This window comes from Streptomyces sp. NPDC026062, assembly GCF_055568375.1.
On record NZ_JBVHOQ010000034.1, the window covers coordinates 69,622 to 95,281 of the forward strand.

General features: G+C 71.8%; 23 protein-coding genes and 1 pseudogene. 12 read left to right on the top strand and 12 right to left on the bottom strand.

Features of this window, described 5'->3' with window-relative positions:
• The first annotated feature begins 45 nt into the window (after positions 1–45).
• Positions 46–1,470, top strand: coding sequence for a glutamate decarboxylase (locus ACZ4LX_RS27560; RefSeq protein WP_467649486.1), 1,425 nt, complete (start codon positions 46–48; stop codon positions 1,468–1,470).
• 6 nt (positions 1,471–1,476) lie between these two features.
• Here the strand turns inward: ACZ4LX_RS27560 and ACZ4LX_RS27565 are convergent, their stop codons facing one another.
• The 3 genes from ACZ4LX_RS27565 to ACZ4LX_RS27575 are packed head-to-tail and all read right to left on the bottom strand — an operon-like array spanning position 1,477 to position 4,553.
• Positions 1,477–2,112, bottom strand: a complete 636-nt coding sequence (locus ACZ4LX_RS27565; protein WP_467649485.1) for a PadR family transcriptional regulator — start codon at positions 2,110–2,112, stop codon at positions 1,477–1,479.
• A gap of 47 nt (positions 2,113–2,159) precedes the next feature.
• A complete protein-coding gene (locus ACZ4LX_RS27570; protein WP_467649484.1) occupies positions 2,160–3,617 on the bottom strand; it encodes an aldehyde dehydrogenase family protein in 1,458 nt (485 codons plus the stop codon).
• A gap of 54 nt (positions 3,618–3,671) precedes the next feature.
• Positions 3,672–4,553 (bottom strand): helix-turn-helix domain-containing protein, encoded by an 882-nt coding sequence (locus tag ACZ4LX_RS27575; protein WP_467649483.1) that lies wholly within the window; start codon positions 4,551–4,553, stop codon positions 3,672–3,674.
• Positions 4,554–4,885: 332 nt separating this feature from the next.
• On the opposite strand from ACZ4LX_RS27575, the gene ACZ4LX_RS27580 reads away from it, so the two are divergent.
• Positions 4,886–5,386 carry an ATP-binding protein gene (locus ACZ4LX_RS27580; protein WP_467649482.1) on the top strand — a complete coding sequence of 167 codons (501 nt, stop codon included), beginning with the start codon at positions 4,886–4,888 and terminating at the stop codon, positions 5,384–5,386.
• Between the two features lie 82 nt (positions 5,387–5,468).
• Here ACZ4LX_RS27580 and ACZ4LX_RS27585 read toward each other — a convergent pair whose 3' ends face one another.
• Positions 5,469–5,711, bottom strand: a complete 243-nt coding sequence (locus ACZ4LX_RS27585) for a DUF397 domain-containing protein (RefSeq protein ID WP_467649481.1) — start codon at positions 5,709–5,711, stop codon at positions 5,469–5,471.
• A 264-nt stretch (positions 5,712–5,975) separates the two neighbouring features.
• Between ACZ4LX_RS27585 and ACZ4LX_RS27590 the strand changes: the two genes are divergently transcribed.
• Positions 5,976–6,470, top strand: a complete 495-nt coding sequence (locus ACZ4LX_RS27590; RefSeq protein ID WP_467649480.1) for a hypothetical protein — start codon at positions 5,976–5,978, stop codon at positions 6,468–6,470.
• 65 nt (positions 6,471–6,535) lie between these two features.
• On the opposite strand, the gene ACZ4LX_RS27595 is transcribed toward ACZ4LX_RS27590, so the two are convergent.
• The 3 genes from ACZ4LX_RS27595 to ACZ4LX_RS27605 form a co-directional block, all read right to left on the bottom strand.
• Positions 6,536–8,683 carry an FUSC family protein gene (locus ACZ4LX_RS27595; protein ID WP_467649479.1) on the bottom strand — a complete coding sequence of 716 codons (2,148 nt, stop codon included), beginning with the start codon at positions 8,681–8,683 and terminating at the stop codon, positions 6,536–6,538.
• Positions 8,684–8,837: 154 nt separating this feature from the next.
• A complete protein-coding gene (locus ACZ4LX_RS27600; protein ID WP_467649478.1) occupies positions 8,838–10,013 on the bottom strand; it encodes a DUF2786 domain-containing protein in 1,176 nt (391 codons plus the stop codon).
• Between the two features lie 102 nt (positions 10,014–10,115).
• Entirely contained in the window at positions 10,116–11,027 is a 912-nt protein-coding gene (locus ACZ4LX_RS27605) for an NADP-dependent oxidoreductase (protein ID WP_467649477.1), read from the bottom strand.
• 114 nt (positions 11,028–11,141) lie between these two features.
• On the opposite strand from ACZ4LX_RS27605, the gene ACZ4LX_RS27610 reads away from it, so the two are divergent.
• The gene (locus ACZ4LX_RS27610) at positions 11,142–12,857 is read left to right on the top strand and encodes a bifunctional 3'-5' exonuclease/DNA polymerase (protein WP_467649476.1); all 1,716 of its coding nucleotides are present in this window, start codon (positions 11,142–11,144) and stop codon (positions 12,855–12,857) included.
• Positions 12,858–13,031: 174 nt separating this feature from the next.
• Here ACZ4LX_RS27610 and ACZ4LX_RS27615 read toward each other — a convergent pair whose 3' ends face one another.
• Both ACZ4LX_RS27615 and ACZ4LX_RS27620 read right to left on the bottom strand, forming a co-directional pair.
• Positions 13,032–13,883, bottom strand: coding sequence for a carbohydrate-binding protein (locus ACZ4LX_RS27615; RefSeq protein WP_467649475.1), 852 nt, complete (start codon positions 13,881–13,883; stop codon positions 13,032–13,034).
• 47 nt (positions 13,884–13,930) lie between these two features.
• Positions 13,931–15,289 (bottom strand): alpha-lytic protease prodomain-containing protein, encoded by a 1,359-nt coding sequence (locus ACZ4LX_RS27620; RefSeq protein ID WP_467649474.1) that lies wholly within the window; start codon positions 15,287–15,289, stop codon positions 13,931–13,933.
• A 176-nt stretch (positions 15,290–15,465) separates the two neighbouring features.
• Here ACZ4LX_RS27620 and ACZ4LX_RS27625 point away from each other — a divergent pair, with 176 nt between their 5' ends.
• Positions 15,466–16,146, top strand: a complete 681-nt coding sequence (locus tag ACZ4LX_RS27625; RefSeq protein ID WP_467649473.1) for a phosphotransferase — start codon at positions 15,466–15,468, stop codon at positions 16,144–16,146.
• A gap of 117 nt (positions 16,147–16,263) precedes the next feature.
• On the opposite strand, the gene ACZ4LX_RS27630 is transcribed toward ACZ4LX_RS27625, so the two are convergent.
• Together ACZ4LX_RS27630 and ACZ4LX_RS27635 are read right to left on the bottom strand one after the other, a co-directional pair.
• Entirely contained in the window at positions 16,264–18,765 is a 2,502-nt protein-coding gene (locus tag ACZ4LX_RS27630; RefSeq protein WP_467649472.1) for an ABC transporter permease, read from the bottom strand.
• Positions 18,759–19,493, bottom strand: coding sequence for an ABC transporter ATP-binding protein (locus ACZ4LX_RS27635; protein ID WP_467649471.1), 735 nt, complete (start codon positions 19,491–19,493; stop codon positions 18,759–18,761). The genes ACZ4LX_RS27630 and ACZ4LX_RS27635 overlap by 7 nt, the downstream gene beginning before the upstream one ends.
• A 132-nt stretch (positions 19,494–19,625) precedes the next feature.
• Between ACZ4LX_RS27635 and ACZ4LX_RS27640 the strand changes: the two genes are divergently transcribed.
• The 6 genes from ACZ4LX_RS27640 to ACZ4LX_RS27665 all read left to right on the top strand — a co-directional run bounded on the left by ACZ4LX_RS27640 (position 19,626) and on the right by ACZ4LX_RS27665 (position 24,805).
• Positions 19,626–20,945 (top strand): sensor histidine kinase, encoded by a 1,320-nt coding sequence (locus ACZ4LX_RS27640; RefSeq protein ID WP_467649470.1) that lies wholly within the window; start codon positions 19,626–19,628, stop codon positions 20,943–20,945.
• 2 nt (positions 20,946–20,947) lie between these two features.
• Positions 20,948–21,589 carry a response regulator transcription factor gene (locus ACZ4LX_RS27645; RefSeq protein WP_467649469.1) on the top strand — a complete coding sequence of 214 codons (642 nt, stop codon included), beginning with the start codon at positions 20,948–20,950 and terminating at the stop codon, positions 21,587–21,589.
• A gap of 13 nt (positions 21,590–21,602) precedes the next feature.
• Positions 21,603–21,929 carry a hypothetical protein gene (locus ACZ4LX_RS27650; RefSeq protein ID WP_467649468.1) on the top strand — a complete coding sequence of 109 codons (327 nt, stop codon included), beginning with the start codon at positions 21,603–21,605 and terminating at the stop codon, positions 21,927–21,929.
• A gap of 741 nt (positions 21,930–22,670) precedes the next feature.
• Positions 22,671–23,852 (top strand): peptidogalycan biosysnthesis protein, encoded by a 1,182-nt coding sequence (locus tag ACZ4LX_RS27655; RefSeq protein ID WP_467649467.1) that lies wholly within the window; start codon positions 22,671–22,673, stop codon positions 23,850–23,852.
• A 37-nt stretch (positions 23,853–23,889) separates the two neighbouring features.
• Positions 23,890–24,258 carry a hypothetical protein gene (locus ACZ4LX_RS27660; RefSeq protein WP_467649466.1) on the top strand — a complete coding sequence of 123 codons (369 nt, stop codon included), beginning with the start codon at positions 23,890–23,892 and terminating at the stop codon, positions 24,256–24,258.
• Position 24,259: 1 nt separating this feature from the next.
• Complete coding sequence (locus tag ACZ4LX_RS27665) at positions 24,260–24,805, top strand: hypothetical protein (RefSeq protein WP_467649465.1); 546 nt, start codon at positions 24,260–24,262, stop codon at positions 24,803–24,805.
• Between the two features lie 120 nt (positions 24,806–24,925).
• On the opposite strand, the pseudogene ACZ4LX_RS27670 reads toward ACZ4LX_RS27665, so the two are convergent.
• A pseudogene (locus ACZ4LX_RS27670) lies at positions 24,926–25,054 on the bottom strand (integrase core domain-containing protein); the annotation flags it as partial.
• Positions 25,055–25,084: 30 nt separating this feature from the next.
• Here ACZ4LX_RS27670 and ACZ4LX_RS27675 point away from each other — a divergent pair.
• Complete coding sequence (locus ACZ4LX_RS27675) at positions 25,085–25,240, top strand: hypothetical protein (protein WP_467721300.1); 156 nt, start codon at positions 25,085–25,087, stop codon at positions 25,238–25,240.
• Positions 25,241–25,660: the final 420 nt, after the last annotated feature.

Here is a 25,660-nt window from a genome sequence, read left to right on the forward strand (position 1 = left end):
GCAGCACCCCACCCACTGCCAAGACCCGAGAAGGGAAGGTCCGCGATGCCGCTCCACAAGGGCTCCGCCCACAGCACCGAACCGTCCGACGCGCGGCGCAGGCTCGCGCTCAACCCGTTCTTCGGGGAGGCCGACCCGACCGCCGGGATGGAGTCCGCACCGCCCCGGCACAAACTGCCGGAAGGCCCGCTGCCGCCCGCCACCGCCTACGGCCTCGTCCATGACGAGCTGATGCTCGACGGCAACTCGCGGCTCAACCTCGCCACCTTCGTCACCACCTGGATGGAGCCCCAGGCCGGTGTCCTGATGGGTGAGTGCCGCGACAAGAACATGATCGACAAGGACGAGTACCCGCGCACCGCCGAACTGGAACGGCGCTGTGTGGCGATGCTCGCCGACCTCTGGAACGCCCCCGACCCCGCAACGGCCGTCGGCTGTTCGACGACCGGTTCCAGCGAGGCCTGCATGCTGGCCGCCATGGCGCTCAAACGGCGCTGGGCGGCCAAGAACGCCGACCGCTACCCCGCGACCGCCCGGCCCAACCTGGTCATGGGTGTGAACGTGCAGGTCTGCTGGGACAAGTTCTGCACGTTCTGGGAGGTCGAACCGCGCCTGGTCCCGATGGAGGGCGACCGCTACCACCTCGACCCGCAGGCCGCCGCCGATCTCTGCGACGAGAACACCATCGGGGTCGTCGGCATCCTCGGCTCCACCTTCGACGGCAGCTACGAACCCATCGCCGAGCTCTGCGCCGCCCTCGACGCCCTCCAGGAGCGCACCGGCCTCGACATTCCCGTCCACGTCGACGGGGCGTCGGGAGCGATGGTGGCACCGTTCCTCGACGAGGACCTGGTGTGGGACTTCCGGCTCCCCCGGGTCTCCTCGATCAACACCTCGGGGCACAAGTACGGACTGGTCTACCCGGGCGTCGGCTGGGCGCTGTGGCGCTCACCGGCCGAGCTGCCCGAGGAGCTGGTCTTCCGGGTCAACTACCTGGGCGGCGACATGCCGACCTTCGCGCTGAACTTCTCCCGGCCGGGTGCGCAGGTCGTGGCGCAGTACTACACCTTCCTGCGGCTGGGCCGGGAGGGCTACCGGGCCGTGCAGCAGGCGTCGCGGGACGTGGCCATGGGGCTGGCGAAGAAGATCGAGGAACTCGGCGACTTCCGGCTGCTCACCCAGGGCGACCAGCTGCCGGTGTTCGCGCTGACGACCAGGCCGGAGGTGACGGCGTACGACGTCTTCGACGTGTCGCGCCGGCTGCGTGAGCGCGGCTGGCTGGTGCCCGCGTACACCTTCCCGGCCAACCGGGAGGACCTCTCCGTGCTCCGGATCGTGTGCCGCAACGGCTTCTCGTCGGACCTGGCGGAGCTGCTGCTGGAGGACCTGAAGCTGCTGCTGCCCGAGCTGCGGAGCCAGGACCACCCCCTGAGCGCCGAGCACGGCCCGGCGACGTCGTTCCACCACTGAGGGCGGTCAGCGTCCCTCGTCGGCGGAGCCGGCCGCGTACGGGTTCCGCTCGCCCTCGGCCAGCACGCCGACGAACGGGGCGCCCTCGCCCGCGAAGGTGTACGCACCGCCCTCGATGCGCTCGATCAGCCCTCGGGTCCACTCGGCACCGGCGTCCGCCGAGTGCACCCACATGTTCATGATCTCGCCGATGTGGCCGATCGACTGCGGTCCCGCCTCGGGCGTGTAGTACTCGGTCACGGAACCCCGCCACCGGACGAGACCGGCCACCCGTTCCTTGAGCAGGGCCACCGCCTCGGCCCGTTCCAGGTCGACGATCCCGCCCAGCCCCGCCGACAGCACGTCCAGCTTCTGGTCGTACGAGGTCAGCGCCGCGCGCAGCAGGGTGAAGTACTCCTCATCGCCCTGCTCGGTGATCTCGTACTCGGTACGGGGCGGACCGCCCGCCGTGCTCGGGGCGACCTCGTGGGCGAGCAGGAGGCCCTGCTTCGCCATCTGCTTCAGTGCGTGGTAGATCGAGCCCGGCTTGGCGTGCGACCAGTCGTGCGCGCCCCAGTACTCCAGGTCGTTGCGGATCTGATAGCCGTGTGCCCGGCCGTGCTGCCGTACGGCGCAGAGGACCAGCAACCGGATCGCGGACATCCCGCCCACCTCTCTGCTCGACTTCGACGAGCGTAGTGGGGTGCCGGTCAGAGCGGGAAAGGGCTCCGGCCGTGCTGGATCGATATCCACTTCTGGGTGGTGAACGCCTCCACGGTCGCCTCGCCGTTCAGCCGGCCGGTCCCGGAGTTCTTCTTGCCGCCGAAGGCGACCAGCGGATCGTCCTGGACGGTGGCGTCGTTGACGTGGAACATGCCGCTGTCGATCCGCTGGGCGAAGCGCACCCCGCGTTCGACATCGGCGGTGTGCACGGCGCCGCTGAGCCCGTAGGGGCTGTCGTCGGCGATCCGTACGGCCTCCTCCTCGCCGTTGAACTCGATCAGCAGCGCCACCGGGCCGTAGATCTCCTGGGAGAGCAGCGGGGAGTCGTCCGGGAGCCCGGTGAGCACGGTGGGCTCGACGAGGTTGCCCCGGGTACGGCCCCGGACCAGCGCCGTGGCGCCCTCCGCGAGCGCCTGGTCGACCAGGGCGGTCAGCGCGTCGGCCTGGAAGGCGTCGATGACCGGGCCGATCTGCGTCTGCGGGTCACGCGGGTCACCGGCGCGCAGGGCGGCCACCCGGGCGACGAACTTCTCGGTGAACTCGGGGGCGACGGCGCGGTCCACCAGGATCCGGTTGGCGGCCATACAGACCTGGCCCTGATAGACGAAGCGGCTGAAGACGGCGGAGTCGACGGCGTAGTCGATGTCCGCGTCGTCGAGCACCACCAGGGCGCTGTTGCCGCTGAGTTCGAGGATGGCGCGCTTGAAGAGCGCGCCCGCCGTCGCGGCGACATGGCGGCCCACCCGGTCCGACCCGGCGTAGGAGATCACCTTGGGGACGGGGTGCTCGATGAACACATCGCCTATCTCGGCTATGTCGGTGACGATGACATTGAGCAGCCCGGCCGGCAGCCCGGCCTTCTCGAAGATCCGGGCGATCAGCCCGCCGCCGGTCACCGGTGCGTTCTGGTTGGGCTTGATGACGACCGCGTTGCCGAGCGCGAGCGCCGGCGCGGCCGACTTGATCCCCACCAGGAAGGGGAAGTTGAACGGGCTTATGACACCGATCACGCCGACCGGCAGCCGGTAGAGACGGTTCTCCTTGCCGTCCACCGGCGAGGGCAGGATCCGGCCCTCGGGGCGCAGCGCCTGGTGGGCGGCCTCGCGCAGGAAGTCCAGGGCGGCGTTCAGCTCGTACAGCGCCTTCGCCCGGGTGCCGCCCAGCTCGTCGATGACCGCCTCGACGATGTCGTCGGCCATTTCCTCGGTGATCCGCGCGGCCCGTTCCAGAACGCCCCTGCGTTCGTACGGACTTGTGGCGGCCCATTCCCGCTGGGCGCGCTCGGCGGCGCAGTAGGCGCGGTCGACCTCGTCCGCGGTGGCGACGGTGATGGACGCGAGCTTTTCCCCGCTGTAGGGATTGAAATCGATGATGTCCCACGAGCCCGTGCCGGCACGCCATTCACCGTCGATGTACTGGGCGGCGAGCTCGTGGAAGAAGGACATGCGATCCCTTGACTCAGGTGCAGACTCCTGGTGGTACGCCATCGTAACGACTAATCAGGAGAGTTGGAGAAGACCGCGGAGAAGATCCCGGCTCTCCTCGGGACCCGGGCTGTCTTCGTGCAGCCGGGCCATCGCCTTTTCGTACTGGGCGACTTCCTCGGCCTTGTCCAGATAGAGCGCACTTGTCAGCTGCTCCAAATAGACAATGTCCGACAGATCGGATTCCGGGAATCGCAGCATGGTGAAGGAACCGCTCTCTCCCGCATGCCCGCCAAAACTGAACGGCATCACCTGAAGCGTAATATTCGGCTGCTCCGACATTTCGATCAGATGCCGCAACTGGGCGCGCATCACTTCCCGTCCGCCGTAGGGGCGGCGCAGCGCGGCCTCGTCGAGTACGGCGTGGAAGCGGGGGGCCCGTTCGGAGACGAGGGTCTTCTGGCGCGCCAGCCGCAGCGCGACCCGGCGGTCGACCTCGGCGGCGGGAGCGCCGCGCATGCCCCGCGAGACGACCGCGTGCGCATACTCCTCGGTCTGCAACAGGCCGTGCACGAACTGGACTTCGTAGATACGGATGAGTGAGGCCGCACCCTCCAGACCGATGTACGTCTGGAACCAGCCGGGCAGCACGTCTCCGTAACTGTGCCACCAGCCCGCCACGTTGGCCTCACGGGCCAGCCCGAGCAGGGAGTCGCGCTCCGCCTCGTCCGTGACTCCGTAGAGCGTGAGCAGGTCCTCGACGTCCCTGGCCTTGAAGCTCACCCGTCCCAACTCCATGCGGCTGATCTTCGATTCGGAAGCCCGGATGGAGTAGCCGGCCGCCTCACGGGTGATGCCGCGCGAGTCCCGCAACCGCCTGAGCTGCGAGCCCAGCAGGATGCGCCGCACCACTGAACCACTTGACTCGCCTGCCGCCACCGGTCCAACCCTCCCCATCGCTTCCCGGGCATCGGGGTCCCCCCGAACCCCAAGAGCCGGATTCTGCCATCAAAACGCTTCAGCCCGTACTCATTCGATTACGGAAATGGGAAGACTTCCAGAAGGTCCGGAAACTACACCCAGGAAGAAATGACCAAGAACCGGCACGCTATCGGACAGGTCAGGCGCGTGCACGTGCATCTGCCCTTGCATCTGCCCTGCGCATTCGGAACCATGGGCGTCGCGCACCTGCGTGCTCGTTCGTGTTGTGCCGCTGTACCCGTGTACCCGCAGTACCGATACAGCCACGAATCCCGGGAGTGCCTCGCATGGGGACGAATGGATCGACGATGCTCGAGCCCTTACGACAGGGGCTCCCCCCCATCGATCCCTCCGACGTCTCCGGATCGGCCACCTGCGCTCTGCCCGCCCGCTACGAAGCCGTAGGCGGAGCAAGGCAGTTCACCCGGGCGACCCTGAGCGGCTGGGGTCTGGACGAGCGGTTCGACGATGTCGCGCTCGTCGTCTCCGAACTGGTCACCAACGCCCTGCGGCACGCGCTGCCCGCCGAGTTGCCGCGCGATCCCCAGGACCCGCCCGTGCGGCTGCATCTGATGCGCTGGACCTCGCGGCTGGTGTGCGCGGTGCGCGATCCCAGCCAGGCGAGCCCCGTCGCGGCCGAGGCGGAGGACTCCGCGGAGTCGGGCCGCGGCCTGTTCCTGGTGGACTCGTTCAGCGACTGCTGGGGCTGGCACCCTTCACCCGTATGGGCGACGGAGAGCTCCGTCGCCGGAACCACCCCGCGGGGAAAGGTCGTCTGGGCCCTCTTCCGGCTGTCCGACCCGGCGTGACACAGGGGGAAGTACCGCACGCGGGCGGCCGTCGCACCGCGCCGCCGGAATATGACGCCCCGGCACAGACCGCCGAAGGAACTCAGGCCTCCGCTATGAGATGGTCGAACTCGCCGGCCTTCGCCCCGAGCAGCAGGGCCTCTATCTCCGCGGGCGTATAGACCAGCGCCGGCCCGTCGGGATGACGCGAATTGCGCATCGCCACATCGCCGCCCGGCAGCTTCGCGAACTCCACGCAGGAGCCCTGGGAGTTGCTGTGCGTGCTCTTCTGCCAGACGACTCCGCGAAGCTCTGTGGCCGCCATGCCGTTGTACACGTGGTCCACAGGACGCTCCCCGAGTTGCAAAGTGCAAGTGTCAACTGTCTCGGATCATAGCTGTGTTCAATTGTCGACGCATGAGCGGATGCATGGGCGGATGCACGTGCACGCGGGGTGTTCCCTCGGTTACAGCACCCCGCTGCCGCACCCCTCGGAAGAGAGACGTACGAACGGCCCGTTCGGCTCCCGGATCCGGTGGTTGACCGTTCCGCCCCGATTCCGACTCACTGGTAGCTTGGACGGTCATTCGTCATCCAGGGGGAATTCAGCATGTACAAACTCGTACGTACCGGCACCGTCGTCGCCACCGGGCTGCTCACCGCTCTCGCCCTCACCGGGTGCGGCAGCGACAGCGACAAGGACGGCGCGGACAAGCCGGCCGGCTCGGACGCCGCCTCGGCCCCCGCCGACAGCACCGGAGGCGACTCCGGCTCCGGAGGGGAAGGCGCCACCGGCGACCTCAAGGCGCTGGAAGGCGCCTGGGCCGGGCAGACCGACGGCAAGGCCGTCGTCCTCTCCGTCGCATCCGGGAAGGCCGTGGTCGTCGCCGACTCCCACGTCTGCTCGGGCACGGCCAAGAACATGGGCAACAAGCCGATGCTGTCGCTGACATGCGCCGACGGCGACACCGACCGGACCATGGGAGCCATCGAGTCCAACGACGGAAAGACCGTCGTCGTCTCGTGGGACGACGGCATCAAGGACACGCTCGCCAAGACCGACGCCGACTCCCTGGAGGGGCTGCCCGACCTGCCGACCTCGTGACGGACGTCGGGGCGGCATCGGCCGGGCTCCCGAACGGCGGCACCGGCCAGGCATATGACGCCGCCTCAGCCGCCACCGGAGGCACGGGACCCCGAGCCGGTGTCCAGTCCCTGGGAGAACTCCTCCAGGGCTTCGAGCAGGAGTCCGGCCCCGTTGCGCACGACGGGGTCCGACTTCTCTCCGCGCGCCCGCTCCTCCTCGTCCCACTTCTCCAGCGCCTCCCGCACCGGCGTCCAGTCCGGTACGCGCCGCTCCCGCACCGATTTCGCACCCTGCTCGGTGGCCCGGCGCAACGCCTCGGCGAGCGGGGCGGCCGCCGGTACGGGGGTGGCGCCGCCCTCGGGCAGGTGCGCCTCCATCAGCATCGCGTACCGGCCGAAGTCGGCGAGCGCGTGCTGGGTGTCGTCGGCGGCCGCGCGCGAGAGGCCGCGGTGGCGCACCGGTTCGTGCTGAGCGGTGGACACGGCCTCCTGCCAGGCGACACGCGCGTTCCGGGTGGCGAGCAGGGCCTGACGGACGTCGTCGTGGCCGCGGCTCGCCGGATCGGCGTACTGATCGACGACCGAGGCGGCGTAATGGCCGTCCGCCTTGAGCCAGTCGCCGAGCCGGCCGCGCAGCCTCGGCGTCTCCCACGCCGGGTAGACGGCGTACGAGGCCATCGCGAGGAGACCGCCGAGCAGGGTCAGGAAGACCCGTTCGAACACGGTCTGCGAGAGGTCGTCGCCCGCCATGCCGAGCAGGAAGACGACATAGGCGGCCACGCAGGCCTGGCCGACGGCGTAGCCGGTGCGCATCAACAGGTACATCAGCAGGGCACAGGCCACGGCGAGCACGGCGGAGAGCCCCGCGCGCGGATGGGCCGCCTCGACGATCACGCTGGCGACGAAGACCCCGACCACGGTGCCGCCGAAGCGCGCCACGGACCGCTCGTACGTACGGGAGAACTCCGGCCGCATCACCATGACGGCCGCCATCGGCACCCAGTAGCCGTGCCCGTACGGAAGCGCCAGGCCCAGCAGATAACCGGCCGCGGCGACGACGGAGATCCGGATCGCGTGCCGGAAGATCGGGGAACCGTGGTGCAGTTCGCGGCGCATCGACCCGAGCACCACCGGAATCAGCCGCAGCAGAGTGGGCCGCCGGTGGTGCTCGGCGGCGACGCTGCCGCCCCGTCCGGCCTCGATGGCCTCGGCGGCCTCCTCCGCCTCCGCCCGCTGCTCCTTCGTGCCGTCGCCCTCGGCGGCCTCGATGACGTCGGAGAGCAGGGCGGCCAGCCGGTCGGCGGCGCGGAGCGGGGGGCCGGTGAGCAGCGCGCCGGTGTCGGGGGTCTTCAGCGCGGCGACGGCGGCGCCGGGGAGCCGCACGGGGTCGCCGTGGCGGATCGCCCGCGCCGCCGCGTCGAGCAGGGAGCCGGCCGCGGCGAGGAGCTCACGGACCCGGTCGCGTTCCGGGCCCTCGGACGGTACGCCCATCGCCGGGTCCGCGAGCGAGGCGAGGACCGGCCTGATCCGCTCGGCGGCCCCGCGTGAGCCGTGCAGTTCGGCGGGGCGGCGGCGGGCCTGGCGGTTCGTGACGGCGGCGGCCTCTCGTGCCTCCATCAGGGGGATCGGGTCGAAGGGGGCGACCGGGTCGTGGCGCAGCCTGCGGGCGTAGTCGGCCTCGGCGGCCAGCGCATCGGCCAGGGCGTCGCGCTGGGCGCCCCATCTGCGGACCGGGAACAGCACGATCAGCGCCGCCTGGACGACCCCGCCGAAGGTGATCACCAGGGCGTGCAGGGCCGCCTCGGCGACGGACGTGGGCAGCGTGACCGTGACCAGCATGATCGCGACGTTGGACGCGGCGATGATGCCGCCTGTCGGACCCGCCGCCCAGGCCAGCCCGGCAAGGAAGGTCCAGAGCGCGAGCAGGACCAGGAAGAGCGGCAGATGGGAGACGGTGATGTAGCCGAGGAAGGTCGAGACGCCGAGGCTGATGCCGGAGACCAGGGCGAGCACCGGACGGGGGCGCCAGCTGCGCTGGAAGGTGGCGATCGCCGCCTGGTACGCGCCGAACGCGGAGCTGGCCGCGATCACCGGCCCGAACAGGGCGAGGCTCACCCCGACCACCAGAGCGAGACCCGCCGCGCCTCGGATGGCGATCGCCGGTTCGAGACGCGTTCTCTCGATCGTCAGCCCCGAGCGGGCGGTCTCCCTCAGCGCCCGGAGCCAGCTCATGCCCAGAGCCTAACCGGATTTACCGATATGCCCGAGTTGTCGGGTGCGGTTTCCAGTTCGGGGCGCGGGCTCCGGCCCGGGGCCTTCAGGGCTCGACCCGCCGCCCCGCACCGCCACCGCCACCGCTGCCGTCACCGAGGCGGGGCCGCCGGCCTCAGTCGGAGATCTCCGGCGTGGCACCGCCCACCCTGACCCGGTCCGCCGCGGCCGTCCCATGGGTCCAGCCGTCCAGGTCCGTGGCCCCCCGGACCCGGGTGGTCGTGGTCGCGGGGAACATCTTCTCCGCGGTGTCCGTGACCGCCACGTCCCGGGCGGCCAGCACCGGCAGCAGGCCCGCCCCGGGGGCCGCCGCACCGGCCGCGCCCCCTTCGGCCTCGGCCTCGGCGGTGGCGCGGGCGGCGCCGTCGGCCAGCCGCCGGCCCAGCCGCTGGGCGTAGGCCATCAGAAAGGACTGCCGGAAGGTCTTGGTCCGTTTACGGCCGCCGGCCCGCTGGCCGGCTTCGGCCCGGGTCATCGCCGCCGTGCCCTGCACCAGCAGGGAGGTGTGGAGCAGTTCCACGGCCTCCAGGTCCGGCTCGAAGCCGATCACCGTCGAGAAGCCGAGGTCACTGTTCCACACGGCCCGGCAGCGGTTCGCCGACGCGACGGCATCGAGCAGGATCGCCTTGGCCGTCTCGTAGGGGGCGTCCACCCCGATCCGGCAGGCGCCCGGCACGCTGCCGCTGTGCGTACGTGCCGCAAGCAGGGCCTCGTCGATGCTGTGCCGGGCCATCAGCTCCTGCGCCTTGGTGGTGAGCGCCTCCGCCTCCTCGGGGAATCCGGTCGCCTCGGCCTTGGCCAGCAGGGCGCGGATCCGGGTCAGCATGCGCGGCTCGTCGTGCGCGGGCGGCCGGTGCAGGGTGTCGCGCAACGCGCCGGGCGGGGGGCCGACCGGCTCGATCGCGGGCAGCCGGAGCAGCAGCCGGTAGAGCCCCAGGAGCGCGGAGGCGTACGAGAAGCGGTCCGGCCGCCCGGTCGGCGGCGGGGCGGGCAGCTCGTCCAGCTGGGCCCGCCAGCGAGGTGGCAGCACCTCGTAACGCCGGACCTCCGAGCCGATCAGCCCGGCGGCCAGGCCGGCCGCGTGCTCGTCGAGTTCGCCGCGGACGACGCGCACGAGATCGGCGGGCAGCCAGCCACGGTCCCAGGCGCGCCGGACGAACTCCTCGCCTCGGCGCAGCAGCTCCGCGTCGGCCGCCGGGGCGGCGGCGAGGAGGGACGCGCCGGTGTCGAGGCCGTCGTCGCCGTCCGAGTACAGGGCAGCCGCGAAGGCCTGGTCGATCACCGGTTCCATGGGTTCAGAGTAGGCACGGCGGACCCGGCGGGATTCATCCACACCCTGTGGACAACTTTCGCCAACCCGGGCACACACCGACCGGTCCCGGCCGGCCTCACGTCACGGCAGCAGGACGACCTTCCCGCGTACGTGCCCCGCCTCGCTCAGTTCCTGCGCCCGCGCCGCCTCGGTGAGCGGGAACGTCTCCGCGACCGGCACCCGCAGCTCGCCCACGGCCGCACGGCGGGCGTGCCCGGCCAGCTGCTCCCCGGACCGCGAGCCGCCGCCGGAGAAGGACACGCCGTACTTCGCCGCGTCCGGGTCGGCGATGGTGACGATCCGGTCGGTGGTGGAGCCGCGCAGCTCGACGGAGTCCGGCAGCGCGCCGCGCCCCGCCGCGTCGAAGACCGCGTCCACGCCCTGGGGTGCGAGCTCGCGCACCCGGCCGACCAGCCCGTCCCCGTACTCCACCGGGGTCGCGCCGAGCACCCGCAGGTAGTCGTGGTTGCCCGGGGACGCCGTGCCGATCACGGTCGCGCCGCGGGCCACCGCCAGCTGGACCGCGGCCGATCCGACGGCTCCGGCCGCTCCGTGCAGCAGCAGGGTCTCCCCCGCTCCCACGGCGAGTTCGTCCAGGACGCGCTGGGCGGTGTTCGAGGCGATGGTCAGGGCCGCCGCGTCCGGCCAGCTCAGCTCGGCGGGCTTGGGCGCGACGAGAGCGGCGTCGGCCAGGGCGTACTCCGCGTAGGAACCGGTGGCGCTCCAGCCCAGCACCTCGTCGCCCACCGCCACCTCGGTGACGCCCTCCCCCGTCGCGTCGACCACCCCGGCGAACTCGACGCCGGGAATCGCCGGGAGCGAGGTCGGGAACACGTCCTCCATCCAGCCGCTCCGGATCTTGTAGTCCATCGGGTTGACGGCGGCGGCCCGGACCTTCACCCGGACCTGCCCGGGACCGGGATGCGGGTCCTCGACCCGGGCCGGATGCAGCACCTCGGGTCCGCCGAACTCCTCGAAAACGATCGCTTCCATCGTCTCGTCCGCCTCCTCGTTCTCCTCGGTGGATATGCCGCCTCCGATCCTTTCAGCCGGGGCGGCCCCGCGCCCATCGCTGCGCTGTCAGTGCCGGATGCCAGACTCGGCCGTATGACCGAACGCTGGGCGCTTGCCGTCACGGAGAGCGGCGGCGCGCGCCTCGCCCCGCTGGACGGCACCGGCCGGCCCGCCGCCCCGGTCGTGACCGAGCCGGACCTGGCCGAGGCCGTCCGCTCCCGGCCGGATGTCACCCGCTGGGTGTGGCGTTCGACGGCCGAGGTCTACCCCCGGCTGCTGGCCGCCGGGGTCCCGGTCGCCCGGTGCTACGACATCGAGGTGGCCGAATCCCTACTGCTGGGACACGAGGGCCGGCTCGGCGAACCCCGCTCCGCCGCGGCCGCCCACGCCCGTCTGCTGCGCGGCCCGGTGCCGCCCGACCCGCCGCCGCGCTCCGCCGTGCCGGGCTCCCAGTCCTCCCTGTTCGAGCCGCAGTCGGGGACGGAAGTGCCGTTCGACGCCCTGCTCCAGGTGTACGCGGACCAGCTCGCCCGGCACGACGCCACGGACCGGCCGGCCCGGATGAGCCTGCTGACGGCCTCCGAGTCCGCCGGCATGCTGGTCGCCGCCGAGATGAACCGCGCGGGCCTGCCCTGGCGGGCCGACGTCCACCGCGAGGTGCTGCACGAACTCCTCGGCGAGCGGTACGCGGGCGGCGGCGAGCCCCGGAAGCTGGCGGAGCTGGCCGACGAGGTGTCGGCCGCGTTCGGCCGCCGGGTCCGCCCGGATCTGCCCGCCGATGTGGTGAAGGCCTTCGCCCAGGCCGGCATCAAGGTGCGGTCGACCCGCCGCTGGGAGCTGGAGGAGCTGGACCATCCGGCGGTGCGGCCGCTCATCCAGTACAAGAAGCTGTACCGGATCTGGACGGCCCACGGCTGGAGCTGGCTCCAGGACTGGGTCCGCGACGGCCGCTTCCGCCCCGAGTACCAGCCGGGCGGCACCGTCAGCGGCCGCTGGACGACCAATGGCGGCGGAGCACTCCAGATCCCCAAGGTGATCCGCCGGGCGGTGGTCGCCGACGAGGGCTGGCGTCTCGTCGTCGCGGACGCCGACCAGATGGAGCCGAGAGTGCTGGCCGCGATCTCCCGCGACCGGGGCCTGATGGAGGTGGCAGGGCACGACGGCGACCTGTACACGGCGTTGTCCGACCGCGCCTTCCACGGCGACCGCGACCACGCCAAGATCGCCCTGCTCGGCGCGGTCTACGGTCAGACATCGGGGGACGGCCTGAAGAATCTGGCGGCCCTGCGCCGGAGGTTCCCGCACGCGGTCGCCTATGTGGACGACGCCGCGAAGGCAGGCGAGGAGGGCCGTCTCGTACGCACCTGGCTGGGCCGGACCAGCCCGCCCGCCGCGGGCAGCGGGGACGACGGGGAGGCCGGCATCCCGCAGGAGAACGAGGATCCGGCGGCCGCCGGTGCGGAACAGGGAGAAGGCGGAGGCGGATTCACTCCGGGGTACGCCTCCTCCAACGCCCGTGCGCGCGGCCGGTTCACCCGTAACTTCGTGGTGCAGGGCAGTGCCGCCGACTGGGCGCTGCTGCTGCTCGCCGCCCTGCGGCAGTCGATGGCGGCAGCAGGACTCCGGGCCGAGCTGGTCTTCTTCCAGCACGACGAGGTGATCGTGCACTGTCCCGCGGAGGAGGCCGGGACCGTCGTGGAGGCGATCCGGGCGGCCGGTGAGCTGGCCGGGCGGACCGCCTTCGGTGAGACACCGGTGCGCTTCCCGTTCACCGCGGCGGTGGTGGAGCGGTATGCCGACGCGAAGTGACGGGCGCGCCGGCCCGGCCCTTCGGGAAGGGCGTACCGGGCGGAACAGCAGCCCCTCCCGAAGGGTTGGGCCGGCCCCGCCGCACGCCCTCTCCCCCGGACCGGGCGAGGCGCATGCCCCGGGCAGCGTGCCCGGGGCATGCGCGCGGCGGTGGTCCCTCGCCTGTCTGCCCGTCTACCCGCGCTCCCACAGCGCGGGGACGTTCGGCGGCTCCCAGCCGGTCAGGGCGGTGTGAGCCTGCAGACAGCGGTACGTGACCCCGCCGTATGTGACGCGGTCGCCCGCGTTGTAGAGCGTCCCGATCGCCCAGCTGCCGCCCGGCCCGGTCGGGGGATCCGTCGGGTCGGTCGGCGGATCGGTCGGGTCCTGGGCGACGTCGAGGACGAAGTCGAAGGTCCCTTCCTTCCCGGAGCCCACGGACCGTACGTTCATCAGAAGCGCCGGGTCGTAGAGGCTGTCGGTGCTGTTGCGGGGTTCGTCCGGGAAGTACAGCTGTGTGGTGAGGATGCCCGAGCCGGGCGCCTGCGCCTTCACATGGATGTGCCGGGTGCGGCCGGGATACAGCCCCGCCACGACGGTCGTGAGCGCGAAGGCGCCGGACTGGTCGGTGAACTGGTGCCCTCGGAAGGCGTAACCGCTCATGTCGTACGCGCCGTTGGTGTCGGCCTGCCAGAAGTCGAGCAGCACCCCGGGGACGGGCCGGCACTCCCGGCCGAAGACGTATCCGCTGACCGTGAGCGGGACACCGGGGGTGCCGGCCGTCACCAGGCTGGTGCGGAGCGGGGAGTTGGGCTTGAAGTACGGGCCCTCGATCTGGTCGTGCGTGGGGTCGTCGCCGTCGTCGCAGTCCGGTGTCGGGGCGAGCCGCACCCCGGCGGAACCGGCGTCGCGCGCGAGCGCGACCCCGCCCCCGGCGAGCAGCGGGGCGGCGGTGGCGACCAGGGCCGCCTTGAGGAGGGTCTTGCGGCTGATGGACCGGTCGCCGGTGGAGCCGTCGGCCGGGACGGGGGTCGGGTCGGAGGTCATGGCTGCTTCCTCGGGGTGGTGGGGAAGGGCACGTGCGGAGGGGCCGGCTACAGGGCCTGCCAGAGCGCGGGAACGTTCGGGGGCGTCCAGCCGGTCTGCGCCTGGTGTCCCTGGAGGCAGCGGTAGCTGCCGGAGCCGTACGTCACGACATCACCGGCGGCGTACACCGTCCCGGCCGTCCAGCTGCCGCCCGGTTCGGTGGGCGGGTCCGTCGGGTCGGTCGGGGTGCCGCTGGTGACCAGGGTGAGTCCGTACGCCTGGAGCGCGGGGTTCACCGGTTGGAAGTACGTCGTACCGCCCTGGGAGCAGTTGCCGGTGCCGCCGGAGGTGACGCCCTGGGCCTGGCTGCCCGAGATGAACGAGCCACCGGAGTCACCCGGTTCGGCACACACGTTGGTCCGGGTCACCCCGGAGACGGTGCCCTCCTGGTAGGTGACGCTGCTGTTGCGCTGCTGGACCGTGCCGCAGTGCCAGCCGGTCGTCGAGCCCGAGCGGCAGACCGACGCCCCCTCCAGCGCCTCGGTGGATCCGGTGACCGTCACGTCGGCGTTCCCGTAACCGTTCACCAGCGGGCGCGGGGTCCAGCTGCTGTTCGCGGCGACCCAGGAGTAGTCGCGGCCGGGGAAGGTGGAGCCCTGGAACGAGCCCTGGGCCTGCTGGTTGTAACCGCTCGTGCTGACGCCCGGGGTTCCGCAGTGCCCGGCGCTGACGAAGCCGCTCTGGGTGCCGCGCTTGACGGGGAACCCGATGGAACAGCGTCCGGAGCCGTTCATGTAGTACGCGTCACCGCCCCGCAGATCCGCGAACGTGCGGGGCGTCCCCGCCGACTGAGTGACCGTCACCAGATCACGAGCGACGCCGGCCGAGGCGAGGAAGGAGTCGGCGGCGGCGCTCCGGCCTGCCTGCACGACGACGCGGTTGGTGGTGACGTCGACGTACCAGGCGGGCACGTCCTTCGGCGCACCGCGCGACGCCACCCGGTCGAGGGCGGCCTTGGCGGCGGTGAGTTCGGCCAGGCTGTGGTCGACGACGACGGGCGTGGCACCCGCCGCGGTGATCCGGCCGGTGTCCGCCGCGTCGGTCGTGGCGACGGTCAGATCGGCCGCCTTGCCGCTGACCCGGGCCCCGGCGAATCCGTCACCGAGTGCGCGCCGCAGTCCGGCGGCGACGGTGGCCGCACGCGACTCGTTTCCGATCCGTTCGCCCGCCTGGTCGGCGGTGAGTCCGAGATCGCGCTGCATGGCCTTCAGCAGGCCGGGCGAAACCTGCTCCGCCCCGGCGGCGGGCAGGCGGGGGGAGGGGTCGGCGGACGCGGTGCCGGTCAGTCCGGCCAGCCCGAGCGCACCGACGGCCACGGTGGCGGTACACGCGGCCAGCGCACGTCTGCGGAGCATGGATCTCTCCATGGAACTCTCCTTGAATTCGGGGGAATTGCCGCCAACGTAGCCGCGTACACGTCATTTCCAGGAGATCCCGTCCGCCCCATCGCATGGCGTTATGGGGCTGTCGTGACCGGCGGCGATACAGGGGGGCGGCCGTGAACGGTCTCCCCTCCCGCCGACGTCACGAGTAGATTCCACCCATGCGAATAGGCCAGTTGCTGGGCAGCGGACGTGACGCCGACGTATACGAACTGGACGAGGCATGGGTCCTGCGCCGCTACCGCCACAGGCCGGACGCCACCTCCGAAATGCCGGTCATGTCCTATCTCTCGGCCTCGGGCTACCCGGTCCCCCGGCTCGGTCCGCGGCCCCAGGCAGCCGCCCCCGGCGATCTGGTCCTTCAGCGGCTGACCGGTCCCACGATGCTGAAGTCCCTGCTCGACGGCGACATCGACGCAGCCGAGGGCTCCACCCTGCTCGCCCGTCTGCTCGCCGAACTGCACACCGTCCCGGCCCGGCTCTCGCCGGATCCCGAGGACCGGATCCTCCACCTCGACCTGCATCCGGACAACGTGGTCCTGACGGCCGACGGCCCCGTGGTGATCGACTGGAGCAACACCGAGGAGGGCCCGCCCGCCCTGGACCGGGCCATGTCGGCGCTGATACTGGCGCAGGTGGCGGTCGATCCGGACCACCCGGCGGCGGACGACGCACGCGAGCTGCTGACCGCCCTGATGCCACGCCTGGCGGCGGACGGCGGCGTCCCGGCCCGCCACCTCGCCGACGCCGCTGCCCGCCGGGACGCCAACCCGACGTCGAGCCCGGCCGAACGGGACCTCATCGGCCGGGCGGTGGCCCTGGTCACCGCACTCACCTGCTGAGGCCCGTTCCGGCCGGGAACCCCGGCTGCTCACGCGCACCCGCCGAGGCCCCTTCCGGCCCGGCATCCCGGCTGCTCCCGCGCACCCATGGCCGTCCCTTCCTCCCGGGGACCCCGGCTACTCCCGCGCACCCGCCGGCCGGACCGGCCGCACGCGCAGCGCGAGCAGAGCCGGCACCACCGCGGAGACCACGGCCAGGAGCGCGCTCACGGCGACGACCGGGCCGATGGTCCCCCAGGGGACGGCAACCCCGGAGCTGACACCGAGCAGCGCGAGTGCCGTCCGTACCCCCACCAGGTTCAGCGCGGCCACCGCCCCGCCGAGCACCACCCCCACGGCCACCACGACCAGCGCCTCCGCCCCGACCAGCCGCAGCACCTGCGCCTTCGTCGCTCCGGCGAGCCGCAGCACCGCCAGGTCGCGCACCCGGTCGGAGGTCGCCATCACCTGGGTTCCGGCCAGCGCGATACCCGTGTACACGAGGGCGATGAGAAGGATCATCAGCATTCCGACACGCGTGTTCCCACCGGAATTCCGATGATGGTCCTCCGCGAGCCGGCCGGCCCTCGTCACCACCACGGTGCCCGTCGCCCGGCCGGCCGCCTCAAGCCGCGCCGCGACGGCCGAACTCCCGGTGTTCCCGACGATCTTGACGTCGACCCGGTCGACTGCGGCACCCCCGGCGTTGCGCGGGGTCACGTACACCCCGTTGTTCCCGGTGCCGGTGCTCAGCACAGCCGCCACCCGCAGAGTGACCTTGCGGCCGTCGGCCAGCCAGACGCCGACCCGTTCGCCGATCGTCGTGGTCAGCCACTCCTCGTTGACGACGATGGAGCCGTCGTCGAGTCCCGCGAGGCTGCCCGCCACCACGGGAAGCGCCGACACCGCCGCCGCGTCGGCCGGGTCCACGGCCCGTGCCTCGGAGCCGACGAGCGCGGTGCCTTCCTCCAGCACGGTCACGGTGGTGGACCGCGAGGCACTGACGACGACGCCCGGGATCCGCCGGGCACGCTCGACGAACTGCCGGGGAACCGCACCGCCGCCGCCGGCCGTGGCCACGAAGTCCGCGGTCAGCTGGGTACGGGCCTCGGACGCCCTGGCCTCACCGAGCGTCGCCGTCGTGCCCATCAGCGAGGCGGCCAGCGCCACGGTGACGATCACGGGAGCGGCGACGGCGGCCGTTCTGCGCAGTCCGGCGGAGGCGTTCTCCCTCGCCAGCAGACCTACGGCGCCCGGCAGCTGGGCGGGCAGCCAGGCGAGGAGGCGGGTGACGGGCCGCACGAGGACAGGTGCGAACAGGGCGAACCCGACGATGAGCAGCATCGGCTGGGTGACATACGTCTTGCGCTTCAGGACACTGCCGGGGTCCTGTACGAGGGCGAGGCCCAGCAGCACCACACCGGTCAGCAGAACGGCGGCGCCCAGCAGCACCCGGCTCAGGGGCATCGAGCCGCTGTCGACGGCGGATTCACGCAGCGCCTCGGCCGGTCCCGTCCTCCCGGCCCGGTGCGAGGCGACGACCGCACCGGCGAGCACCACGGCAAGTCCGGTCCAGAAGGCGGCGTACAGCGGCCAGTTCTGGTCGCCGAGGGCGAACCAGCCCGGCGCGATCCCCTCACCGACCATCCAGGAGACGAGCCGGGGCGCCCCGAGCACACCCAGCCGGCAGCCCGCCGCCGACGCCAGTACGCCGACGACGGCCGCTTCGGCGTACACCGTCCGCCGCACCTGTCCGGGAGTCGCGCCGGCCATCCGCAGCAGACCGAACTCGCGGCGGCGCTGGGCGACCGCGAAGGAGAACGTCGAGGCGACCACGGTGACGGAGACGAACACGGTGATGCCGGCGGCGGTACCCAGCAGCGCGTTCACCGAGGCCAGCGCCTCGGCGTCCCGGTCCGGGTCGGGGTCGGCCCGGCGGCGGTCGTCGCCGGTGAGCACCGCCATCCGGTCCTCCCGGTCCGCCACCGCACGCACCGCGGCCGGATCCGCGTGCACCACCACGGCGTCGACGTCCGGGGAGAGCGCGGCGGCCTCGGCCGAGGTGAAGAACACGGCGGTCTCGAAGCCGGCGGGACGCACCGTCCCGACGACGGTACGGACCGCCGTCCCGGCAGCGGTGACGACCGGGACCCGGTCGCCCGTACGCACATCGGAGCCGTCCCCCGCGGTGACGACGATCTCTCCGGCGGCGGCCGGGGCCCGTCCGGCGGCCAGCCGGTACGGGGTGGCCGCCGCGACCGGCCAGGGGTGGCCGACCACGCCCGTCGCGCCGCCATCCCCGTCGAGGCGGACGCCGCCGACCGAGACGGGGAACGTGCGGTCCTCGACCGTACGGCCCAGCTCCGCGAGCGCGGTGACGAGCTCGGCCGGGACCGGGCGGGGCGAGGTCAGCTCCCGGGTACGGACCCCGATCGGCGTCGGTACCCGCAGCCGGTCCTCGCCCCGGACCACGACAGGTGCGGCGGCGAACCGCTCGGGGCCGTGCCGGGGGGCGTCGAACGTGGCGGCGAGGGCCATCCCGGTGGTGGCGACGATCCCCACGCCGAGGGCCGCCGCGAGGAAGGAGGCGACGAGGGTGACCCACCTGACCCGCATGCCGCGCAGCGCCAGGCTCAGCACGGGACCACCGCCATCCGTGTCATGCGGGCGGCGACCTGATCGGCGGACGGGGAGGACAGCTCGTCCCGCACCCGGCCGTCGGCCAGGAACAGCACCCGGTCCGCGCAGGAGGCGGCGACCGGGTCGTGCGTCACCATGATCACGGTCTGGCCGCCGTCGGCCATGGTGCGCAGCAGCTCCAGCACCTGTCTGCCGGTCGCGGAGTCCAGGGCGCCGGTGGGCTCGTCGCCGAACAGCACATCGGGCCGGGTGATCAGGGCACGGGCCAGGGCCACGCGCTGCTGCTGGCCACCGGACAGCTCGCCGGGCCGGTGCCCGGCCCGGTCGCGCAGCCCGACCCGCTCCAGTACGTCGAGGACCTCGGCCCGCTTCGGCCGGCGGCCCGCCAGCCTGAGCGGCAGGCCGACGTTCTGTTCGGCGCTGAGTGAGGAGAGCAGGTTGAACGCCTGGAAGACGAAACCGATGCGGGTGCGGCGCAGCAGCGTCAGCTTCCGCTCGCTGAGCCCGCTCAGTTCGGTGTCGCCGAGGAAGACCTGCCCGCCGGTGGGCCGGTCGAGACCGGCGGCACACTGGAGCAGGGTGGACTTGCCGGAGCCGGACGGGCCCATGACGGCGGTGAACGTGCCCCGGGGGATGTCGAGGTCGACCCTGTCCAGCGCGGTGACCGCGCCGGTGTGACTGCCGTAGGAGCGGGTGACCGAGCGGAGTCGGACGGCTGCGTGATTCATGGGCACCACTCAACCGGCGCCGCTCCCACGGCACATCGCAGCAGGGGGGAGTCATCGGGGTGGAGGTAGCTCCACCCTCGGAGTCCACCTCGCGGGGTGGTCCGTCTCCCGCGCCCGGCCTACCGTTCCCCCATGCCCTCCCCCGCCGCCCCCTCCGGTGACGCCCTGCCCCCGTCCGGCCTCCGGGACGCACTGCGGCAGCGCCACTACCTGCGCACCGCCTGGCCGTGGCGCGCCACGCTCTACCTGCTGACGAGCGTGCCGCTGGGCCTCGCGACCCTCACCGCGCTCCTCCTCCTGGCCGTCGCGGGCAGCGCGCTCACCGTCGTCCTGATCGGCATCCCGCTGCTCCTCACCCTCGTGCTCGCGGGCATTCCGCTGGCCGCTCTGGAACGGCGCAGACTGCGGCTGCTCGACCCCCGGCCCGTCGTCACGTCGCACCGGGAACCCGTCGGCACCGGTCTCTCGTCCTGGCTGCGCACCCGCCTCCGGGAGCGGGCCACCTGGCGGGAGCTGGGCTACGCGCTGCTGTTCGCCCTGGTGCTGTGGCCGCTGGAGGCGGTGGTCGCGGGTACGGCGCTCCTCGTCTGCGGCGGCCTGACAGCCGCTCCCGCGATGCTGGCGGCCGGCGGCGGCGAGGAGACACGGGTGCTCAAGATCTGGCTGATCGACACCTATCCGCCCGCCTTCGCGGCGCTCCTCGCCGGACTCGTACTGATCCCCGTGTTCGCTTATCCGCTGGGGGCGTTCGCCGCCGGCCGGGCCGTGCTGACCCGGCAGCTGCTCGCCGCACCGGACGCCGGACTCGACTCCCGGCTCCGTGAACTGGGCCGTTCCCGGATGCGGCTGGTGGACGCCTTCGAGGCGGAGCGCCGTCGGATCGAACGCGATCTGCACGACGGTGCGCAGCAGCGCCTCGTCGCCCTGTCCATGACGCTCGGCCTGGCCCGGCTGGAGAGTCCGGCCGAACCACTGGCCGGACTGCTCGCCAAGGCCCACCAGGAGGCCGGGATCGCACTGGTGGAGATCCGGGAGCTCATCCAGGGCATCCACCCCCACATCCTCACGGACCGGGGCCTGGTGGCAGCGGTGGAGGATGTCGCGGACCGTTCGGTGGTCCCGGTCGACGTGGACTTCGACCTGCCGGAGCGGCTCTCCGAAGCGACCGAGACGGCGGTCTACTTCGCGGTCTGCGAGGCGCTGGCCAATGTGGCCAAGCACAGCGACGCCGACCGCGCCCGGGTGACCGGCCGGACGGGGAAGGGCCTGCTGGTGGTCGAGGTGCATGACGACGGCGTGGGCGGTGCCCACCCGGGCGGCGGCACGGGGCTCCAGGGCGTGGCCGACCGCGTCTCGGTGCTCGACGGCCGCCTGCTAGTGTCCAGTCCCCCCGGCGGGCCCACGGTGTTGCGGCTACAGGTCCCCATGTCACCTGCGGTTACGAGGACTTGAGCGTGCGCGTCGTACTGGCCGAGGACAGTGTGCTCCTGCGGGAGGGACTCGTCGGCCTGCTGGAACGGTTCGGCCATCAGGTGGTGGCCGCCGTCGGCACGGCGGACGAGCTGATCGCGGCGGTGGCCGAGCACGCCCCGGACATCGTGGTGACCGACGTACGTATGCCCCCCGGCTTCTCGGACGAGGGCCTGCGCGCCGCGATCGAGCTGCGCACCCGGCAGTCCGGGCTGCCCATCCTCGTACTCAGCCAGTACGTCCAGCGCACCTACGCCGAGGACCTGCTCGACTCCTCGGACGGTACGGGCGTCGGCTATCTGCTCAAGGAACGCATCGGAAACGTCGAGGAGTTCATCGACGCCCTGCACCGGGTCGCCGCCGGGAACACGGTCGTGGACCCGGAGGTGGTGCGCCGGCTCATCCGACGCCGCCGGGACCCCCTCTCCCGGCTGACCGCCCGCGAGCAGGAGGTACTGGCGCTGATGGCGGAGGGCAGGTCCAACGCGTCGATCGCCGAGGCGATGACGGTGAGCGAGGGAACGGTCAGCAAGCACTTCGGCAGCATTCTCGGCAAGCTCGGCCTGTCGGTGGACGACACCACGAACCGCCGGGTGCTGGCGGTACTGGCGTACCTGCGGGGCTGAGCCGTACGGGCCTGTGAACCGCCCCGGCCGGCTCGCGCGGTCGTCCGCCCCGGCACCCCGGCCCGGCTTCGGTGTCGCGACGACCAGCACGTTGAGGCTCATCGCCGCCGGCCGTGAGTACCGCCTCGGCGGCGCGGTAGGCGGCCAGGCCGACGGCGGCACGCAGGCGTCCGGTCAGGTGAGCCGCGGTGGCTGCCAGGGCCGCGGCGACCGTGGTCGCGGCGACGACCGTCCAGAGGGAAGCGGCCGTGCCTCGGTCCAGAACCGCGGTGGTGGCGGTGGCGGCGTGCACCAGCACGGTGAGGAGGAGAACGGTCCTGACATGGCCGCCGGCCGCTGAGGGCCGACCGCCGGCCCGCTCACCCAGCAGGGCGAGGAAGGCGCCCGCGGATACCTGCGACGCACTCGACGTGTCCTCGGCCCGGACTGCCGGCGCGGGGAGCAGCGGCTGAGGACCAGGCCCGCCACCACCTGCGCCACGCGGTAGGACCTCGGTGCCGACGGCTCCACCGTCGTGGCCGTCCGGCCCGGCAGTACCGCACGTACCTCCCAACCGCCTTGCGCCGTCGCGCCGCTGTGTACCGTGCCGCCCGCCTCCCGCGCCCGGGAGCCCAGGCGCCCAGTCGGCGCTCATTGGGCGCACCCGCGTGCGCCTGGGCGCGTTTCGGACATCTCCGCACGATTCCATAAGTCGCCGTGAGCGCCTATGCACCGCGTTTGATGCGGAGTTACATGAAGGAGGTGCCTATAGGCCGGCGGCGCGAACGGGCGGTGGGACATGAGAGGCCAGTTGGACGAACTCGCGAATGAGTGAGCAGACTTGACGCAAAGGCGGCTCAGCAGGAATTGCGAAATTCCCACGCGCCCAGGCCCCGGACCTCAGGCCCCAGGTGACGGCCTGTCAGAGGTCGCGGGAGACCTTGAAGCGCGCGCTGGCCGAGGCCGGGGTCGCTCACGTGCCCTGGCTCGCGCATCAGGCTCACCACGTCAGGGATCGCCACGCTCGGGCAGGAGTTCCGGGCTGCCCCCACCTCACGTCGCCGCACGACGCGATCCTCGACTACCGAAAGCGGAGTCAGCCATGGCAATGACGACGCCTCCGCTGGATGCGGCAGGTTCGGACGACGTGGTTGCCTCCGTGCGCAGACTCGACGCAGCCGAGGTGGACTCGCTCGCGCCTTCGGGTGAGATCTACGCCAGCTATCGGTGGCTTCTGCATCTGGAGTACGTCAGCGGCCCGCGGCCCCTTCTCGCCTGTCGCGATAGCGACGGCGTGTTGCAGGCGCGCATCCCCGTGTGGGAGGGCGAGGGCAGCACGCCGGGACTGTTCAACCCCGCGCAGATGTTCCAGGGGCTCGAAGGGCCTTGGGGGCGAACGTTCCTTTGGCTGGGGGCCCGCAGGTCGACCCACTCCACCGCGGCGTGCACTTCGGGCCCCGACCGCCCGCGCGTGCTTGCCCGGCTGCTGTGGACAGCTGTCGCGTACGCCGCGAGTCTCCGCCGGTACCGCGTGATCGCCCCGTACATACCTGTGGCGCATGCCACTGAACTGGCGGCGGCCCACCCCGACGCGCGGGTACTCCTGCACAGCGCAGAGGGCAATATCGATGTGCCGGACGGCGGGATGGCAGGGCTCATCGACGCGTCCAGCTCCCATAATCGCAAACATCGTCGGCAAGAGATGCGCAGGTTCACGGCGTCAGGGCACGAGCTCACCTGGACCCGGCTGACCGGTGAGGTCAGCGACAGGATCGCGCCGATGATCGCAGCCAACCGGCGCAAGTACGGCAGCACCCAGGGCGCCGACTGGATCCACAAGGTTCTCGGCGCCCAGCGGCGCGCGGGCCTGGACCGCGACGCGGAGGTCTGCCTGTGCCACCGAGGCGGCCGCACCGTTGCCGTCGCGTTGTGCTATCGGCGTGACAGCAGTCTGCACGTCCGCTACGTCGGCAGCGGCGACCCACAGGCTCGACAGAACCACCTCTACTTCGCCACCACCTACTACGGGCCCATCTCCCACGCAGCCCTGACCGGCCTCAACCGACTGGGACTGTCGGTCTCTTCCCTCGAAGCAAAGGCACGGCGCGGTGCCACGCTCGACCCGCTGGCCGCTGTCCTCATCCCCGCCGCCGGCGGATTCCCCGACCTCCGGGCCGTCCACCAACACAATCATCGCTACGCCGAAGCCTTTCGCGTTCGGCACAGCGCCCATGCCCACGCCCTGGGGCCCGCCTGGGAGCAGTGGTCTCCCCTCGTCCCCTGACACCTCGTCGAAAGGATCTGAAAGGCAGGCGCTCGCCATGCTCCATCTCGTCTATCGTTTCGCCCCCACCGAGAAGTCCCGCAGTGACCTGAGCGCCTTCTGGCAGTGGGTCGCCGAACGGCAGGAATGGTTCTACGAAGGCCTCCACACCGTGCTGGACACCAAGTGGTACGTCGTCACCATCGGGCCCGAGGTCCACGCGGTGGAGCACTACGCCTCGTTCACCGACGAGGCCGCCTGGGGCGCGTACCGCCGTGAACTCTCGCACCGTTCCAAGGATCCGGAGTGGGAGGCCCGCCGCACCAGCCAGGACGCATGGTGGACAATGCTCGACGCCCGGCTCCTGTCCGACGCCCCCGTTCCACCCCTGCCACACACAGGCGGCCCGCGGGTGGAGGCGGGCTGACATGCCGGACGTAGGCCTGCCGGCACCCTTCGAGCACGTATCCGTGCGCAGCCACCGCTTGCTCACCCAGGCGCGCTTCGTCACCCTGGCCACCAGCGGGCCCGCCGGCACCTGGTCCGCCACCGTCAACTTCGTCTGGCTGGACTCTCCGCCGCAGCTGCTCTGGTACTCCCTGCGCGATGCCCGGCACAGCCAGGACATCGCCCGGTGTCCGGACATCTCGGCGTCGCTGTACCTGACCGGCCTGCCCCCGTCCCAGTCGCCGATCGGCCTCGACGGCGCGCAACTGACCGGCGTCTGTCGCGAGGTCGATGCCGGTGGCGCGAGCGCAGCGCACCGCCATTACTACGAGCAGAACTTTCCCGATCCCGATACACGACGACGCTGGCTCCTGCCCGTGGGACAGTTCACGGAAGCCGGCCCACGCCGCTTCTACAGTCTCCGGATCGAGCGTCTTTGGCTCTACGACCTGGATCGGTGGCAGACCGACCGCGGAGATGCCCGCGTACACGTGCCTCTTTCCTCCATCTCGGCGTGGGGTGCTTGATCCCCCTGTCCTGGCGATCGTGTCCGGCAGCGAATTCAAGACCTGCTGTCCCGGCCCGATCGACGCGGAGGGCACCGGGATGAGGACCCCCTGAGGACGCGGCGGCCGGTTCCTCTGGTTTCAGACGGTCTTCGGGGCTGCCAGTGATCGGTAGTGCCGGACCTTGAATTCCTCCTGTGGAAGGCGGTCCAGGGAGGAGTGCGGACGCTCGGTGTTGTACCGACCAGACCACGAGGCAACGGCACGTTCGACCTGTTCAGCGTCCCCTCAGGGGCCCTGGTGCTCGATCAGCTCGGCTTTGAAGGAACCGTTGAGGGCTTCGACCATCGCATCGAGACCATGAGCGATCAGGTCGCGTGGTTCTCCGTCGTGCTGTCCAGCGGCGTTCTTCCTGATCAGAGCACGTGCGACAGGTTGACCCGTGCTACCACGTGATGCTCCAAAGACATTTCTCTCCGCCGGTGAGCCACCGGAGGGCCCGTCACCGGCCCGCCGGTGAGACCTGCGCTGCGCTGCCGAGATGTCGTCGACCGCTCGGAGAGCCGAGCGGAGGCCGCTGTCGGGCCTCTGCAAGCCGTCCGCCAGTGGGTTCCTCCACGAATGCAGTTTTCAGAGGGATGGGCATCGAGCCGCGTCTCGATGAGAACCGGCCCTGTGATGCTGCGCGTCTTGATCTACGGCGCCATCTGTCGCCTACGAAAGGGAGAGGCCGTGGAGCAGTCCGGAACAGCGCTCGCCGAGCTGATTGCCGACCGGAGAAGCGGAGTTGGTGATCCGCGGGCGCTGGTGGGCGAGATGCGGCGTTCGGTCCTTCTGGTGCCGACCGAGGGCGAACGGCTCTGGTCGGCACGGTTG

Coding starts and splice junctions, on each gene's coding strand:
- ACZ4LX_RS27560 (WP_467649486.1), top strand. CDS start 46: ATGCCGCTCCACAAGGGCTCCGCCCACAGCACCGAACCGTCCGACGCG.
- ACZ4LX_RS27565 (WP_467649485.1), bottom strand. CDS start 2,112: ATGTCCGCGATCCGGTTGCTGGTCCTCTGCGCCGTACGGCAGCACGGC.
- ACZ4LX_RS27570 (WP_467649484.1), bottom strand. CDS start 3,617: ATGTCCTTCTTCCACGAGCTCGCCGCCCAGTACATCGACGGTGAATGG.
- ACZ4LX_RS27575 (WP_467649483.1), bottom strand. CDS start 4,553: ATGGGGAGGGTTGGACCGGTGGCGGCAGGCGAGTCAAGTGGTTCAGTG.
- ACZ4LX_RS27580 (WP_467649482.1), top strand. CDS start 4,886: ATGCTCGAGCCCTTACGACAGGGGCTCCCCCCCATCGATCCCTCCGAC.
- ACZ4LX_RS27590 (WP_467649480.1), top strand. CDS start 5,976: ATGTACAAACTCGTACGTACCGGCACCGTCGTCGCCACCGGGCTGCTC.
- ACZ4LX_RS27595 (WP_467649479.1), bottom strand. CDS start 8,683: ATGAGCTGGCTCCGGGCGCTGAGGGAGACCGCCCGCTCGGGGCTGACG.
- ACZ4LX_RS27600 (WP_467649478.1), bottom strand. CDS start 10,013: ATGGAACCGGTGATCGACCAGGCCTTCGCGGCTGCCCTGTACTCGGAC.
- ACZ4LX_RS27605 (WP_467649477.1), bottom strand. CDS start 11,027: ATGGAAGCGATCGTTTTCGAGGAGTTCGGCGGACCCGAGGTGCTGCAT.
- ACZ4LX_RS27610 (WP_467649476.1), top strand. CDS start 11,142: ATGACCGAACGCTGGGCGCTTGCCGTCACGGAGAGCGGCGGCGCGCGC.
- ACZ4LX_RS27615 (WP_467649475.1), bottom strand. CDS start 13,883: ATGACCTCCGACCCGACCCCCGTCCCGGCCGACGGCTCCACCGGCGAC.
- ACZ4LX_RS27620 (WP_467649474.1), bottom strand. CDS start 15,289: ATGGAGAGATCCATGCTCCGCAGACGTGCGCTGGCCGCGTGTACCGCC.
- ACZ4LX_RS27625 (WP_467649473.1), top strand. CDS start 15,466: ATGCGAATAGGCCAGTTGCTGGGCAGCGGACGTGACGCCGACGTATAC.
- ACZ4LX_RS27635 (WP_467649471.1), bottom strand. CDS start 19,493: ATGAATCACGCAGCCGTCCGACTCCGCTCGGTCACCCGCTCCTACGGC.
- ACZ4LX_RS27640 (WP_467649470.1), top strand. CDS start 19,626: ATGCCCTCCCCCGCCGCCCCCTCCGGTGACGCCCTGCCCCCGTCCGGC.
- ACZ4LX_RS27655 (WP_467649467.1), top strand. CDS start 22,671: ATGGCAATGACGACGCCTCCGCTGGATGCGGCAGGTTCGGACGACGTG.
- ACZ4LX_RS27660 (WP_467649466.1), top strand. CDS start 23,890: ATGCTCCATCTCGTCTATCGTTTCGCCCCCACCGAGAAGTCCCGCAGT.
- ACZ4LX_RS27665 (WP_467649465.1), top strand. CDS start 24,260: ATGCCGGACGTAGGCCTGCCGGCACCCTTCGAGCACGTATCCGTGCGC.